Source organism: Streptomyces sp. NPDC003032, assembly GCF_053591415.1.
Genome location: NZ_JBSFTT010000008.1, coordinates 251,237 through 264,757, shown reverse-complemented (window position 1 = coordinate 264,757; position 13,521 = coordinate 251,237). Strand labels below are relative to the sequence as shown.

The 13,521-nt window shown below is 70.8% G+C and carries 13 protein-coding genes and 1 tRNA gene; 8 read left to right on the top strand and 6 right to left on the bottom strand.

Annotated elements, in window-relative coordinates:
* Positions 1–190: 190 nt before the first annotated feature.
* The 6 genes from ACWDZ7_RS14495 to ACWDZ7_RS14470 form a co-directional block, all read right to left on the bottom strand.
* Positions 191–279: transfer RNA gene (locus ACWDZ7_RS14495), tRNA-OTHER, on the bottom strand.
* A 101-nt stretch (positions 280–380) separates the two neighbouring features.
* Complete coding sequence (locus ACWDZ7_RS14490; protein ID WP_451797023.1) at positions 381–995, bottom strand: class I SAM-dependent methyltransferase; 615 nt, start codon at positions 993–995, stop codon at positions 381–383.
* 49 nt (positions 996–1,044) lie between these two features.
* Positions 1,045–2,757, bottom strand: a complete 1,713-nt coding sequence (locus tag ACWDZ7_RS14485; RefSeq protein ID WP_451797021.1) for an AMP-binding protein — start codon at positions 2,755–2,757, stop codon at positions 1,045–1,047.
* Positions 2,754–3,896, bottom strand: coding sequence for a ferritin-like domain-containing protein (locus tag ACWDZ7_RS14480; RefSeq protein WP_451797020.1), 1,143 nt, complete (start codon positions 3,894–3,896; stop codon positions 2,754–2,756). Before ACWDZ7_RS14480 ends, ACWDZ7_RS14485 begins: the two co-directional genes overlap by 4 nt.
* Positions 3,897–3,934: 38 nt before the next feature.
* Positions 3,935–4,888, bottom strand: coding sequence for a diacylglycerol/lipid kinase family protein (locus ACWDZ7_RS14475; RefSeq protein WP_451797019.1), 954 nt, complete (start codon positions 4,886–4,888; stop codon positions 3,935–3,937).
* Between the two features lie 100 nt (positions 4,889–4,988).
* On the bottom strand, positions 4,989–6,092 hold the full coding sequence (locus ACWDZ7_RS14470; protein ID WP_451797017.1) for a thiolase family protein: 1,104 nt from the start codon (positions 6,090–6,092) through the stop codon (positions 4,989–4,991).
* A 60-nt stretch (positions 6,093–6,152) separates the two neighbouring features.
* On the opposite strand from ACWDZ7_RS14470, the gene ACWDZ7_RS14465 reads away from it, so the two are divergent.
* The 8 genes from ACWDZ7_RS14465 (at position 6,153) to ACWDZ7_RS14430 (ending at position 13,520) form a co-directional block, all read left to right on the top strand.
* Positions 6,153–6,521: a DUF1272 domain-containing protein gene (locus ACWDZ7_RS14465; protein WP_451797015.1), complete on the top strand. Its 369-nt coding sequence runs from the start codon at positions 6,153–6,155 to the stop codon at positions 6,519–6,521.
* Positions 6,518–7,960, top strand: coding sequence for an MFS transporter (locus ACWDZ7_RS14460; RefSeq protein WP_451797014.1), 1,443 nt, complete (start codon positions 6,518–6,520; stop codon positions 7,958–7,960). The genes ACWDZ7_RS14465 and ACWDZ7_RS14460 overlap by 4 nt, the downstream gene beginning before the upstream one ends.
* A 335-nt stretch (positions 7,961–8,295) precedes the next feature.
* The gene (locus ACWDZ7_RS14455) at positions 8,296–9,810 is read left to right on the top strand and encodes an AlkA N-terminal domain-containing protein (RefSeq protein ID WP_451797012.1); all 1,515 of its coding nucleotides are present in this window, start codon (positions 8,296–8,298) and stop codon (positions 9,808–9,810) included.
* Positions 9,807–10,514, top strand: coding sequence for an alpha-ketoglutarate-dependent dioxygenase AlkB (locus tag ACWDZ7_RS14450; protein ID WP_451797010.1), 708 nt, complete (start codon positions 9,807–9,809; stop codon positions 10,512–10,514). The genes ACWDZ7_RS14455 and ACWDZ7_RS14450 overlap by 4 nt, the downstream gene beginning before the upstream one ends.
* Positions 10,515–10,688: 174 nt before the next feature.
* Positions 10,689–11,885 (top strand): cytochrome P450, encoded by a 1,197-nt coding sequence (locus tag ACWDZ7_RS14445; protein ID WP_451797008.1) that lies wholly within the window; start codon positions 10,689–10,691, stop codon positions 11,883–11,885.
* A gap of 125 nt (positions 11,886–12,010) precedes the next feature.
* Positions 12,011–12,430, top strand: coding sequence for a hypothetical protein (locus tag ACWDZ7_RS14440; RefSeq protein WP_451797006.1), 420 nt, complete (start codon positions 12,011–12,013; stop codon positions 12,428–12,430).
* A gap of 140 nt (positions 12,431–12,570) precedes the next feature.
* Positions 12,571–12,813 carry a hypothetical protein gene (locus ACWDZ7_RS14435; protein ID WP_451797005.1) on the top strand — a complete coding sequence of 81 codons (243 nt, stop codon included), beginning with the start codon at positions 12,571–12,573 and terminating at the stop codon, positions 12,811–12,813.
* Positions 12,814–12,821: 8 nt separating this feature from the next.
* Entirely contained in the window at positions 12,822–13,520 is a 699-nt protein-coding gene (locus ACWDZ7_RS14430) for an SGNH/GDSL hydrolase family protein (RefSeq protein ID WP_451797003.1), read from the top strand.
* Position 13,521: the final 1 nt, after the last annotated feature.

Sequence of the window (13,521 nt, the reverse complement as noted above, 5' to 3'; positions counted from 1 at the left end):
GTGGTGAGGAACCGCTCCAGCGCGCCGCGCGTTGACACCGTCGGGGCTCGGCAGCGGGGTGCCGATACCCGCTGGACCGCCGTTCGCGCGGAAACAACGAGGCGAGAGGCCCTATGTTTCCCACCCGCCCTGCTCTCCAGGGCACCTTCGCGATCGCGTTCTCAAGGCGGGAGCGTGAAGACGGGTGCAGCGGAGAGAGCAGGATTCGAACCTGCGTGGGGCAGAACCCCTGACCGGAGCGGACTCCGGTCCCCATTGGGCCGCTATGGGCATCTCTCCTTGCCACCCTTGGCGGGTGACGAGTCACAGCATGGCAGTTCCGGCTTGCACGGCGCTGAGACGATCTTCTCAGCGGGCGACGACGGGGGCGGACGCCTCCGTCAGACCCGGCGCTCGGCGGCTCCGAGCAGGTAGTCCCCGCTGATGAGGGTCACGGCGTCGCGTACCGTCAGGCCCTGCCGATGCAGTTCGGAAAGGAACTGCCCTGCCGTGAAACGATCCTCGTCGGGGTGATCGAACAGCAGCCGGTAGCTGGGCCTGGCGAGCGCGTGCGCCGTCACCTCCTCGAAGGCGAACAGGCCACCCGGCTTGAGTACACGGGCGACCTCGGCCACCGCGTCACGCCAGTTCGGCACATGATGGATGATCGCAAAATCGAACACAGCGTCGTACGAACCGTCGGCGGCGTCGAAGGCGGACCGCAGGTCCGTCGCGTCTCCCACGGTGACCCGCGTCCGGTCCGCGTGGTGCCGGGCCAGTCGGCGGCGCGCCTTGGCGACCATGCCGGGGTCCAGGTCCACGGCGTCCACCCGCGCCGCGCGGAACTTCTCCAGGATCAGCTGGGTGCCGTAGCCGGAACCGCAGCCGATCTCCACCGCGTGTGCGCCGGGCGGCAGTGGCCCGCCTGCGAGCCGCAGCAACCGGGGGAACTCGTAGTGGCGTTGCAGCGCCCGGCGGCCGGCGTTGTCGATCGCCGCCTTCTCGATGCGGTTCATCAGCACTGCGCAGCCCCTGTCCGGCACCTCGAGTGCCCTGTCACCGCTGTCACGTCCACCGTCCGATGCCGATCCCCGCGGTCCCCGCGAGGAGCTGCTCGCGCAGCATCGTGCGGCGGATCTTCCACGTCGCGGTGCGTGGAAACTCGTCCCATCCGATGCGGACGGGCGCCGCCATGACCGGCAGGTCCGCGGTCGCCCGACGCCACTGCCCGGGTGCGATGTCGGCTCCTTCGCGCACGCTGAGTACGGGTTGCGGGTTGCCGTCCCGCACGGCGAGCACGACCACCTCGGTGATCTGCGGCAACCGGTCCAGAAGCAGGTCCTCGATCTCCAGCGCGCTCGTGCCGGGAATCCGGTCGATCTCACGGTCGATCAGGCGGACCGATCCCCAGCGGCCGATGACGGCCATGTCACCGAGGTCCCACCACGGGCCCTCGCACTTGTCGGTGTGCCGCTTCTGCTCGCCGACGTAGCCGAGGCAGCGGCCGGGCGCCGAGAACTGGATCAGACCCACCTGCCCGGCCGGTACGGCGTCACCGCTGTCCGGGTCCACGGCGCGAACCTTGCCGAATCCCGGTATCGGCCACCCCACGTTCTGCGTCGGCGACGGCCGGCGTCCGCGCCGCCTCACCGAACCGCGCACATACGGGCGGATGGCGACGGCCCCGGCCTCCGTCTGACTCCACGACTGCACCCAGACGGGCAGCCTGCGGTCGGTGGCCGCCAGGAAGATCCGCACGGTACGGGTGTGGATGGCGTCGAAGGAGTTGACGTACAGGCGGACGTTGCGGAACGGCCGACGCGGGTCACGGGCCAGTTCCTCCCAGGCCAGGAAGGCGTTCGGCAGTGTCTCCACGAGCGTCGGGGCGTGCTGGGCGAGGAGCTGGTGGGCCTGGGGTGACTCCGGGTCCGACAGCATCAGCAGCTTCGGCCCGACGGTGGTCAGGGGAAGCAGACCGGTGATGACGCGCTGGTGCGAATACGGGTGGCAGAACGCCACGGTGTCGTTCCCGCGCAGCCGGAAGAGCGGCCACCGCTCGGTCTCGACCAGGCCCAGGGAGTAGAGGGACTCCGCCGAGTGGAGCACCAACTTGGGCACCCCGGTCGTGCCCGACGTGTGGGTGATGACCATCGGCTCGTGCGGCCTGCGCATGCTCACCTGTGGCGCCGGTCCGTCGGCCAGGTCCGCGAGGTCGGGCACCTGGGGCAGGTCCGGCGGAGGCGCGCCCACACAGGCGGTGCGTTCCGTCAGCGCGGCAAGGCCCTCCTCGTCCAGGCCCAACCGCTCCAGGGTGTTCCTGTCCGCCACCAGGAAGGGGCGCTCCAGGCGTTCGAGCAGCACGACGAGGGTCTCGGCGGGGTGGTTGTCCGTGATCAGCGCCGGTATCGCGCCGAGCCGCGCGGCGGCGGAGGCGAGCAGCGCCACGTCGAGATGGTTGCGCTTCACGACGGCGACCCGGTCCCACGCACGGACCCCCAGCGCGTGGAGCCGTGCGGTCAGCTCGTCCACCAGCGACGCCCACTCGGCATAGCCGCGTACCAGGGGCCCGTCCGGGTCGACGTCGGGCGCGCGGTCGACGATCACCGGGCCGAACCGGCCGCGCCGGGCGGCGAGATGCCAGGCCTCACCGATCCGTCCGGTGTGCGGGGTCCGGGACAGCGGGCTCAGTCGGCGCCGGAACCGGGTCGGGGAGCAGTCCGTCAGGAACGCCGGACGTGGTCTTCCGCTCTGATCGGCCGTGGCGGGAGTCGTGCTCATGTCTGCCGCCCGGAGGGGGATTCCAAGGGCGCGTCCTCAAAGGCCGCCTCGCCGAGCGCGATGCTCTCCTCGACCTCCGCCGTGCGGGCGATGGTGTCGCGGCGCTCCCTGTCCAGCTCGTCTGCCTGTGCCTCGTCGGACTCCATGAGTTTGACCAGGTCGCTGTTGGCCATGTCCAGGACCCCCATGCGGTCATAGGCGTCCCGGACCGGCTGGCCCCACAGTCCGATGTCCCTCACGCACGGCACGATGCGTGCGAAGAGCAGTGACCGGAAGGCACGCATCCGCGGTCCTCGGTTCATGTACTCCATGCACTCCTTCATGTCGAAGCCGAGGTTCTCCCACACCTCCTGCATGCGGAAGCGGTCCCGCATCAGATGACAGCCCTCGATGACGAACTCCTCGCGCTCCGCGATCTCCTTGCTCGACAGCTCGGCGTAGTAGTCGCGCAGCCCCAGTCGGCCGAACGCCACATGCCGTGCCTCGTCCTGCATCACGTACGCGAGGATCTGTTTGGGCAGCGGCTTGTCGGTCCGGTCGCGCAGAATCCCGAAGGCCGCGAGCGCAAGTCCCTCGATGAGGACCTGCATTCCCAGGTAGGGCATGTCCCAGCGGGAGTCGTTGAGGGAGTCTTCAAGGAGGGACTTGAGATGCGGGTTGATCGGATAGGTCATGCCGATCTTCTCGTTCAGGAAACGAGTGAATATCTCGGCGTGCCGGGCCTCGTCCATCACCTGGGTCGCCGCGAAGAACTTGGAGTCGATGTCGGGCACCGACTGGACGATGCGGGCTGAGCAGATCATCGCGCCCTGTTCGCCGTGCAGGAACTGACTGAATTCCCAGGCCGCCATGTGCTGACGCATTTCCTGCCGCTCACGCGCGTTCAGCTTCTCGTACTGCCGGGACCCGTACAGCGCCAGGGTCTTCTCGGGTGTTCCGAGGGCGTCGTAGGGGTCGACCTCAAGTTCCCAGTCGATGCGCTGCGTGCTGTCCCACTGCTTGTCCTTTCCTTTCTGGTAGAGGTTGAGCAGCCGTTCGCGTCCCGTGTCGTACTCCCAGGAGAAGAAATTGTCACCGGCGGTGGGAAACGTCCAGCTTGTGCTCTCCGGCGTCCCATCGGGGACATTGCTGGCATTCATGACCAGTCCTCCGTGTTCGGCTTTCCTCTGGCCCTCGCTCATACGCCCGGTGCGGCAAGGACGGGAAGGATGTCGGGCAGCACCTCGATCGTGTAGCGACCGGCGTCGGTGGCGGGGAGTTCACCGTCGTGCTCGAAGGTCAGGGGCGCGCCGTCGGTGCGCTCCAGGACGATGCGGCGGCCCCTGGCATAGACGGTCTCGGGGCGATCCACATGGCTTCCGTCGGCTGTCAGGCCCGGGAGCGCCGCGGGGTCGAGCTCACCGCCCACGACGCACACGTCCAGCAGGCCGTCGTCGAGCTCGGAGCGCGGCAGCACCTTGAACTGACCGCCTCGGTAGCGGCCTCCGCCGACGTTGGCGAGCACCGCGGTGCCTTGGTGGACGATCACTCCGTCCACCGTCACCCGGCCCGGATAAGGCCGGAACGTCCGCAAAGTCTGTGCCACGGCCGCGCGGTATCGCTCCCGGCCCGTCAGATCCCGGAGCCCTCCCGCCGTCACCAGTGCCTCGGCGACCAGACCGGAGCACGCGCCGAGCAGTACCAAGGTGCCCGTCTCGACGATCCGCGCCATGTCGATCCTGCGGATCCGTGGACGCTCCGTCGCGAGCGCGCCTTCCAGGGCGCCCCGCCAGGGGTGGTCCGACCAGATCTCGCGGTAGAAGGAGTTGCCGGTCCCCGCGGGCAGGTTGACCATGGCGGTGCCGGCCGTGACCGTGCTCCGGGGGCTCCGCAGGCGTGCGCGGGCGATACCGGACGCCACGTCCCGTGTCGTGCCGTCACCCCCGAGAACGACGATCACGTCGATGCCGTTCTCGCATGCTTTCGCCGCCGCGTCCGCCGCCTCGCCCGGACCCTGGGTGGTGATCAGGTCCACGTCGTCCACGTGGGAGCGGCAGCGGCGCGTCACCTCCTCGACAAGGTGCGCGTCGACCGCGCCGGCCACCGGATTCACGAGGACCAGCGCCGTACGGGCCCATCGAGGTGCGGGCATGCCACCACTCTCCTCCCTCGTCGAAGAACCTCGGGAGGAACACTGGCAGCCGCCACTGGCACGCCGCTGAGACCGTGGTGCCAGCGACTGCCCAACCGGTTCAGTGGCCGCCGGACCGGAGCAACAAGGCCTCCCCGAGGCTGCCTTCGCCGCAGACGCCCGCCGCTCCGAGACCGCCGCCCCTGCGGTGCAGGGAGTGCGCCAGGTGGAGCACGATGCGCGCCCCCGACGTGCTGGTCGGATGCCCGAGAGCGATGGCTCCGCCATGCGGGTTGATGCGGTTCACGCCGGTGCACAGCACGCTCACCGCCTGGGCCACGACGGCCGCGAACGTCTCGTTGATCTCGATGAGGTTGAGGTCTCGCACCTTGAGGCCGAGCCGAGCGAGAGCCTGGCGGATGGCGAGCGAAGGTTGCAGGTGCAGGCCGTCCGCACGGCCCGACACTTCGCCGTGCCCGACGAGTTCGGCGAGCCAGTCCAGGCCGCGCTCCTGCGCGAGCGAGCGGCGCATCAGCACCACCGCCGCGGCCCCGTCGGCCGCCGACGAGGTGTTGGCGGCCGTGACCGTGCCGTCCGGAAAGTACAGCGGTTCGGCCGCGGCCAGCGTCCCGGCGTCGAGGTCGTGCCGGACGCCCTCGTCGCTGCGGACGAAGCCGCCTCCGGCGCGCCGGGGCAGCGCGACCGGCACGATCTCCTCCCCGAAGAGGCCCTTGAGCTGGGCTGCGGCAGCACGCTCGTGGGACAGCGCGGCGATCTCGTCCTGGGTGCGCCGGTCCAGCTTCAGCGGTCGGCGCCGCGGACACGCAGGGCGGGACGACGCGGGGGCTTCGAGGGCCGGGCGTGAGGCGGTCATGGACTCCATGCCGCCGGCGACGACGATGTCCCTGGTGCCGGAGCGGATCAGACGGTCGGCCAGGGCGATGGCGTTCAGACCCGACAGTGACATCCTCACGATGACGCGCAGGGGCACCTCGGGCGGGATCCCCGCGTCGACCATCGCCGTGCGTGCGGCACGGCCGTCGGAGGCGTCGGCGCCCGTATGCCCGAGGAGCACCTGATCGACCTCGTCGGCAGGCACCCGGGCCCGCTCCAGTGCCGCACGGATCGCCACGGTGCCCAACTGGGCGGCGGACAGCGCCCGCAGGCTGCCGAACGGAAGCGCCAGGGGTGTGCGGGCGCCCGCCAGGACAACGGTCTCGCTCACTGGTGATTCCCTCCACAGGTCGTTCCGGACAGTTGCCGGGAACGGCTCGCGCGGCAGCGGATGTACGACCCACGTGCGGCTTGGCCAGGGGGTGACCTTCGCGCAATTCCCGGCGCCGCGCCAGGGGACCGCCGACATCAACTCTCCTGCCCTCACGGAACGTTGCCGACCGAAATCTGCCAGACATCGCATCCGGGGTCCGTCAGGATTGCATGGCTCCGACTCTTCTGGAGGACACTGCTGATGCTCGAAATGAAGCCCACGTGCGAGAAGTGCGGTACCGCGCTCGCATTCGGAACCCCTGCCAAGATCTGCAGCTACGAGTGCACGTTCTGCGTCACGTGCGCCGAAAGCGGGGGCGGTCGATGCCCCAACTGCGGGGGCGAGTTGCTGACCCGTCCGCGGCGCGCCACGGAGGGCGCCGCGTGAGCGGGGGCGAGGCCTCCACGCGGCAGCCGGGGTACCTGACGATCGCCGCGCTCGCGGCCGGCGCCATGTTCCTGGCGATCCTCGACTCCACGATCACCAACCTGGCCGTCGCCGACATGCAGGAGACCTTCCGGGGCGCGTCGATCGCCGATTTCTCCTGGGTCATCACGCTGTACGCCATCTTCTTCGCGGCACTGCTGGCCCCGGCCGGACGGCTCGCGGACGCTGTGGGGTGGCGAACGATCTACAGCGCGGGTGTCGGGATCTTCGCGCTGGCATCCCTGTTGTGCGCCGTCGCGCCGAACCTGCCCTTCCTCCTGGTCTCCCGTGCGGTGCAGGGCGCGGGCGCGGCGGCCATGATCCCCGCGTCGCTCGCGGTGATCCTGTTCAACACGCCTCCGGCGCGCCGCATGGCGGCCATCGGCCTGTGGAGTGCTTCCGGGTCCGCCGCCGCGGCGGTCGGCCCCAGCCTCGGCGGTGTCCTCATCGACGCGTTCGGCTGGCGGGCCGTCTTCCTCGTCAATGTGCCGCTCGGTATCGCGCTGATAATCGGTGTGCGCGCCGTCCAGATGTCCCGGCCGCCCGCCGGCCGCGTCCCCGACATCCTGGGCTCGCTCGCCCTGGCGCTCGGCATGGGGGGCGTGGTCCTCGGAGTGACACAAGGGTCGGACTGGGGATGGGGCGACCCTTTGACGCTGGGATGCCTGCTGGCGGGGATCGGCGTGCTCGCGTACGGCGTAGTGCGGGCACGGACCCAGCCGATCCCCGCGATCGACACCGCCCTGTGGCGGAGCCGGACCTTCTCCCTGTCGAACGTCGTCTCGTTCTTCTTCGGCGCGGCGCTCTACGCGTGGCTGCTGTGGGGGGTGCTGTTCCTGGTGAACGTCTGGCGGTACTCGGAGCTGAAGGCCGGTTTCGCCGTCAGCCCCGGCGCCTTGTTCTCGGCGCTCGCGGCCATCGGCATCGGCCGCGTGCTCGGCAGGCGCGCATCACCGCGGCTGATGGTGTGCGGCGGGTGCCTGCTCATCATGGGGGTCGGGGTGTGGCTCATGGCCGTGCTGTCCGCCGAGCCGCACCTGATGGACCTCTGGGTGCCGACGGGCATCATCGCGGGCTTCGGCATGGGCGCGGTGAGCACCGGCGTCTCGACGGCGGCGGCCCTGTCCGTGGCTCCCGAGCAGTTCGCCGGCGCGACCGGGCTCAACATGGCGGCGCGCCAAGTGGGCGGCGCGCTGGGCATCGCGGGGCTCGCCTCGATCGTCGCCGCTGGGGACGCGTCCGCCACCACCACGTACGCCCATGTGGTGCTCTTCTGCACGGTGTCGGCGGGGATCGCCGGCCTGACCGGTCTGGGACTGTCCATGAAGCCCCGCCCACCCAAGCCCTCGGCTCCCGCCGCCGCCACACCGACGCGAGGAGCCACCACCAAGAGTGGCTGACCCCGACCGGCGAGGGCCGGGCGCGAAGGCCTCCGCTGAACCCGGCTCGTTGCTGACCTACCGAGTGGCTCTCCAAGTGGCCCTCCAGAGAAGGGAGTTCGACGGCCGAGACTTCGAGCGGGGCGACGGAATCATCCTGATGGTGGGCGCGGCGAACCGCGATCCGATGGCGTTCCCGGACCCCGGGATTCCGCGGGGCTCGGCCGGCCGTCGCTCACCGACGAGCCGCCATGCCGGGATCCTGGACCGCATCCCCTGCACCACGTCCCGGCCACACGGACGTTGATGTCGGATTTCTGCTGGCATTGCCCTCCTCATGACTCCATGGTGGACAGATGACGGAAGAGGAGCTCCATTACCGGGCCGCTCTGAGCAACGACAGCCGGTTCGACGGGCGGTTGTACATCGGAGTGGCGAGCACGGGCATCTACTGCCGTCCGTCCTGCCCGGCCATGACACCCAAGCGTGTCAACATGCGTTTCCACCGGACGGCGGCCGCCGCACAGGCCGCCGGGTTCCGCGCCTGCAAGCGCTGCCGGCCCGACGCGACCCCCGGGTCGCCGGAGTGGAACAGCAGAGCCGACCTGGTCGGTCGTGCGATGCGTCTGATCGCCGACGGCCTCATGGACCGCGAGGGCGTCGGCGGCCTCGCCGCTCGGCTGAACTACAGCGAGCGCCAGCTCCAACGGCAGCTCGTCGCCGAGGTCGGCGCGGGCCCGCTCGCACTCGCCAGGGCCCAGCGGGCGCGCACCGCGCAGCTCCTCCTCGAGACCACCGACCTGCACGTCAGCGAGGTCGCGTTCGCGGCGGGATACACCAGCATCCGGCAGTTCAACGACAACATCCGGGCGATCTTCTCGATGCCTCCGACGGAGCTGCGGGCCCGCGCCACCGCCCGCCGCCCGCGCACGGGCGCGCCCGCCCGGCCGTGGGGCCACGGCATCCGCATCCAACTGCCGTACCGCACCCCGCTGGACCTCGGGGCGCTCTTCGGTCAGCTCGGCGACGAGGCGGTGCAGGGCATCGAGGAGTACACCGACGGTGTCTACCACCGGGCGCTGTCCCTCCCGCACGGCCCCGCCGTCGCCACACTCTTCAAGGCGGCCGGACGCCCCGGGGGCAGAACACTCCAGCCCCCGGGGCGCGGCTTCCTGGAGTGCGAGCTGCACCTCCAGGACCTGCGCGACATGACCGCCGCCGTCCAGCGGTGCCGCGACCTCCTCGACCTGGACGCCGACCCCGGGTCCGTCGACGAGGTACTCGCGCGCGATCCGCTCCTCGCCCCGCTCGTCGCACGCGCCCCGGGCCGCAGGGTGCCCGGCTCGGTGGACCCGGCCGAGTGCGCCGTGCGCGCGGTGCTGGCCCAGGACGCGGACCAGCAGGAGGCCAGGAACGACGCGGCACTGCTCGTCGCCCGCTACGGCAAACCGCTGACCAGGGAGATCAGCGGGATCACGCATACGTTCCCCGCAGTCGAGACCCTCGCGCAGCCGGCGCCGGTTGAGCTGGCGAGCACCCACGAGCGGGGACTCCTCGTCAAGGCGATCGCCACCGCACTCGCCACCGAGGACCTGGTCCTCGACCGCGGCGTCGACCGGGACGAGGCCACCAGGAAACTGCTCAAGGTCGACGGCATCGGACCGCGGACCGTCGCCGTGATCAGAATGCGGGCACTGGGCGACCCCGATGTGCTCGTGCCCGGGGAAACGGAGCCGCCGACGCCGCACGACGTGTTCCGGCAGGTCTCCGCCGACGCGGTACCGCCGGCCGATGACCGGGCCGAGGCCTGGCGCCCGTGGCGCTCGTACGCCGTTCAGCACCTGTGGGCCGCCATGGGGGACACACGTTGATCCACCAGGACCAGGACGCGCTCTTCGGACGCCCACCGCTCGTGCTGCGCGACGGCGCGGTGCTGCTCCCGCGGTGGCTCGACGCCGAACGGCAGCGGACGCTGCTCGATGCCTGCCGGGAGTGGGCCCGCGGAGCCGCGGGACTGCACCGCCCGGTGATGCCCGACGGCACCCCGATGCGCGTGCAGTCGGTCTGCCTCGGCTGGCACTACTCCGTGGGCTTCGGATACACGCGGACCACGCCTGACTCGGTCCCGGTCAAACCGCTGCCCGGCTGGCTCGCCGAGCTCACGCGCGACGCCGTCACCGAGGCCGCCGCACTCGACCGGGAGGTGTGCCGAAGCCCCCGGGCACACACCGCCGATGCCTCGATCGTGAACTTCTACGACGACCGGGCCCGACTGGGAATGCACCAGGACCGTGCCGAGGAGAACAGCGCGCCGGTGGTCTCGTTCAGCCTCGGGGACAGTTGCGTGTTCCGCTTCGGGAACAACGAGACGCGCACGCGCCCCTGGCAGGACGTGACGCTGCACAGCGGCGACCTGTTCGTCTTCGGCGGCCCGGCGCGGATGGCCTACCACTCGGTGGTGCGCACCCTGCCCGGCACCGCCCCGGCCGAACTGGGCATCCGCGGGGGCCGGGTGAGCGTCACGGTGCGCGAGACCGGCCTCGTCGCCGGTCCCACGGCACGGCGCGGTGCCTGACGGCGGGCGCCCAGGGGGTATATCAGCGGCATCTCAGAGTCGGCTGACACGGTTGCTCGGACAAGAGGCCCAGTGGTGACGGTGACGGCGTCGGCGGCGTGGCATCACGCGGCAGCCGACCGCGACCCCCGCGCACGCGTCTCTCCCCCGTATCCGGCGAAAGGTCTGCTGCTCGTGTCTGCACAGCCACCGCACCTCACCTATCCGGTCCAGCGGACGACGGTCACCGATCCGCCTGAGGAGTACAAGCGGCTCCAGCAGGAGGCGCCGGTCTGCCCCATCACTCTGGCCACGGGGTTCCCCGCGCTGTTCGTCAGCGCGTACGACGACGTCAGGACCGTGCTCTCCGACCCTCGCTTCAGCCGCGACGCGCTGTTCGAGCCCGGCGCTCCGCGCTCCCAGCTCGCCGAGCCCGACCAGGACAGCGTCATCAGCATCGACCCGCCGCGCCACACGCGGCTGCGGGGGCTCATCAACCGGGAGTTCAGCCGGCGACGCGTCGAGTCCATGCGCCCGAAGATAGAGAAGCAGGTGGCCGAGCTCCTCGACGCGATGGAGGCCGCGACGCCGCCCGGTGACCTCAACGAACTCCTGGGGCGGCCGCTCGCCTTGCAGGTCATCTGCGATCTGCTGGGGGTGCCCTATGCCGACCACATGAAGTTCGGCCGGTGGTGCGACCACTTCATGTCGTACGCGAAGTACCCGCTGGAGGAGGTCGGCCGGGCCAACGGTGAGATGCGTGCCTATCTGGCCGGGCTGATCGAGACCAAGCGGCGGGATCCCGGCGAGGATCTGCTCAGCGCCCTCGTGCACGCTCGGGACACGGACGGGAAGCTGACGGAGAACGAGCTCGTGAGCCTCGGCGTGATCCTGCTCCTCGCGGGCCACGACACCACGGTGACCTCGCTCGGCGGCGGGGTCGTCACACTGCTGCGCAACCCGGAGGCACTCGCTGAACTGCGGGCGGACCCGTCACTGATCCCGCGGGCGATCGAGGAGCTGGTGCGGCTCAACGAGCCCGGAGACGGCTCGTTCCTGCGCATCGCGACCGAGGACGTCGAACTGGGCGGCGGGCAGGTGCCGGCGGGGACCGCGGTCGTCGCGTCGATCAGTACGGCCAACCGGGACCCCTCGGTCTTCCCGGAGCCGGAGCGGCTCGACATCCACCGCGAGAGCAACCCGCACCTCGCCTTCGGCTTCGGCACGCACTTCTGCGTCGGCTCCTCGCTGGCCCGCGTCGAACTGGAGAGCGCGCTGAGCGCCCTCCTCCCGCGCTTCCCCGACCTGCGTCTCGCGGTGCCCTTCGAGGATCTGCGCTGGCGCTCCTACGCCCACCTCGGCGGCATCGAGGAGCTGCCGGTCACTTGGTAGAGCGCTCGTGGCCGTGCACCGGCCCTTCACGGCCCCTTCAGCTTCCTCCCGCCCCAACAGCGAGGCCAGATGTCTCTGGATCGGCAGCCTGATCAGGCCAAGGAGTACGACGTGGAAGCACTGCGGTGAACTGGGTCTGCTGGGGCTCTGTGCGGTCCGGCGGCGAGGCCGTGCCGATCGGCGGGCTCTCCGCCATGGCGGGCTACTGGGGTCCCGGCGCGCACAAGGGCCCCCACTGGAACGGCGACATCGTCCGTGTGCGGGCGGACGGCGGCTTCGAGTACCGCGGACGCCTCGACCAGATGGTCACGGTGCGAGGCCACCGGGTGGAACTCGGCGAGATCGAGGCGGGCCTGTCCCGGCGCCCCGGGGGCGGCGAGGCGGGCCGGGCTCGTGGAGGGCGCAGGCACCGCCCCGCGGATCGTCGCCGCCGTGGTCCCCGACGGGAGCCCGCCAGGACTCCTGACGCTGAAGCGGCACCGCGCCGAGCGGCTGCCCAGACACATGATCCCGGACGCCTCGGCCCGGCGAGCGGTACGAGGTGACCATGTCGCCCCGGGACATGAGCCCGGACAATTTCCGGACCATCGAGAACGTGGCACTGATGGTGCTCGACAAACGGCGGGACCGGCCGACGGTCTGACCGCACGGCCCGGGATTCATTCCACTGAGGGAGTTGGCACCTGTGCGCTGGAACGACATCTGCATCGCCGGTCTGGGAATCCGCCTGCCGCCACCGGAGCCGGCCGTCGACATGGCGGCGGTCGCGGGGCGGCAGGCGATGGCCCGCAGCGGGCCGGCCGACCGCGGCGGTGGCGTCGCCCGGGTCCTGGCCACCCACTCCTCGTCGGAGCCGTTCTTCGAAGGGCTGGACCGCGACACCGACTGGTCGGGGCCGTACGCCGAGATCCTGCGGGTGGCGGAGTGAAGGCACGCGTGCGTGGCAGCGTATCGGTCGCGGCTCCGAGAGAGATCGACGATCCGTGCTGCCTGCCCGAGGAAGAAGCCCAGCGGCTGGTGTCGGGCTCCCCCTGGCATCGCCTCGTGGTGATCGGCGACGGAGCGGCCGAGGGAGTCGGGGAGCCCATGGAGGGATTCCGGCGCAGGTCGTGGGCGGACCGCGTCTCGAACACGCTGCGGGCCGTCCATCCCGAACTGGCCTACATCAACCTGGGCAAGCGGGGTCTGCTGGCCGCTGACGTACGGGCCCGTCAGCTCGCCAGGGCGCTGACCCTCAAGCCCACCCTCGCGGTGATCGCCTGCGGGGGAACCGACGTCCTCGGCGACTCCTTCGACGCCCACGCGGTGGAGATCGAGCTGAGCCGTATGATCGGCCCGCTGCGCGACACCGGCTGCACGGTGCTCACGATGGGCGTGCCCGACATGTCCTGCTCACATCTCGTGTTGGAACAGTGCCAGGCCGAAGCGCGGTACCGCGCCCGGCGGCTGGCCGAGCGCACCGAGGCCATCTCATTGCGGCACGGGGCGCTCTACGTGGACCTCGCGCGGCGGCCCGTGACGCCGGGGCCGAGCCCTTGGAGCTCGACCGCTCCCTATCTGAACGGCCGTGGCCACGCCATCGCGGCGGGGGCCGTCATCCAGGGCCTCGGAACGCTCCTGTCGAGCCGTATCTGAG

What these genes read in the sequence shown, in the direction of transcription:
- ACWDZ7_RS14465 (WP_451797015.1), top strand. Translation starts at nt 6,153, where the DNA reads ATGTACGACCCACGTGCGGCTTGGCCAGGGGGTGACCTTCGCGCAATT.
- ACWDZ7_RS14475 (WP_451797019.1), bottom strand. Translation starts at nt 4,888, where the DNA reads ATGCCCGCACCTCGATGGGCCCGTACGGCGCTGGTCCTCGTGAATCCG.
- ACWDZ7_RS14480 (WP_451797020.1), bottom strand. Translation starts at nt 3,896, where the DNA reads ATGAATGCCAGCAATGTCCCCGATGGGACGCCGGAGAGCACAAGCTGG.
- ACWDZ7_RS14485 (WP_451797021.1), bottom strand. Translation starts at nt 2,757, where the DNA reads ATGAGCACGACTCCCGCCACGGCCGATCAGAGCGGAAGACCACGTCCG.
- ACWDZ7_RS14455 (WP_451797012.1), top strand. Translation starts at nt 8,296, where the DNA reads ATGACGGAAGAGGAGCTCCATTACCGGGCCGCTCTGAGCAACGACAGC.
- ACWDZ7_RS14490 (WP_451797023.1), bottom strand. Translation starts at nt 995, where the DNA reads ATGAACCGCATCGAGAAGGCGGCGATCGACAACGCCGGCCGCCGGGCG.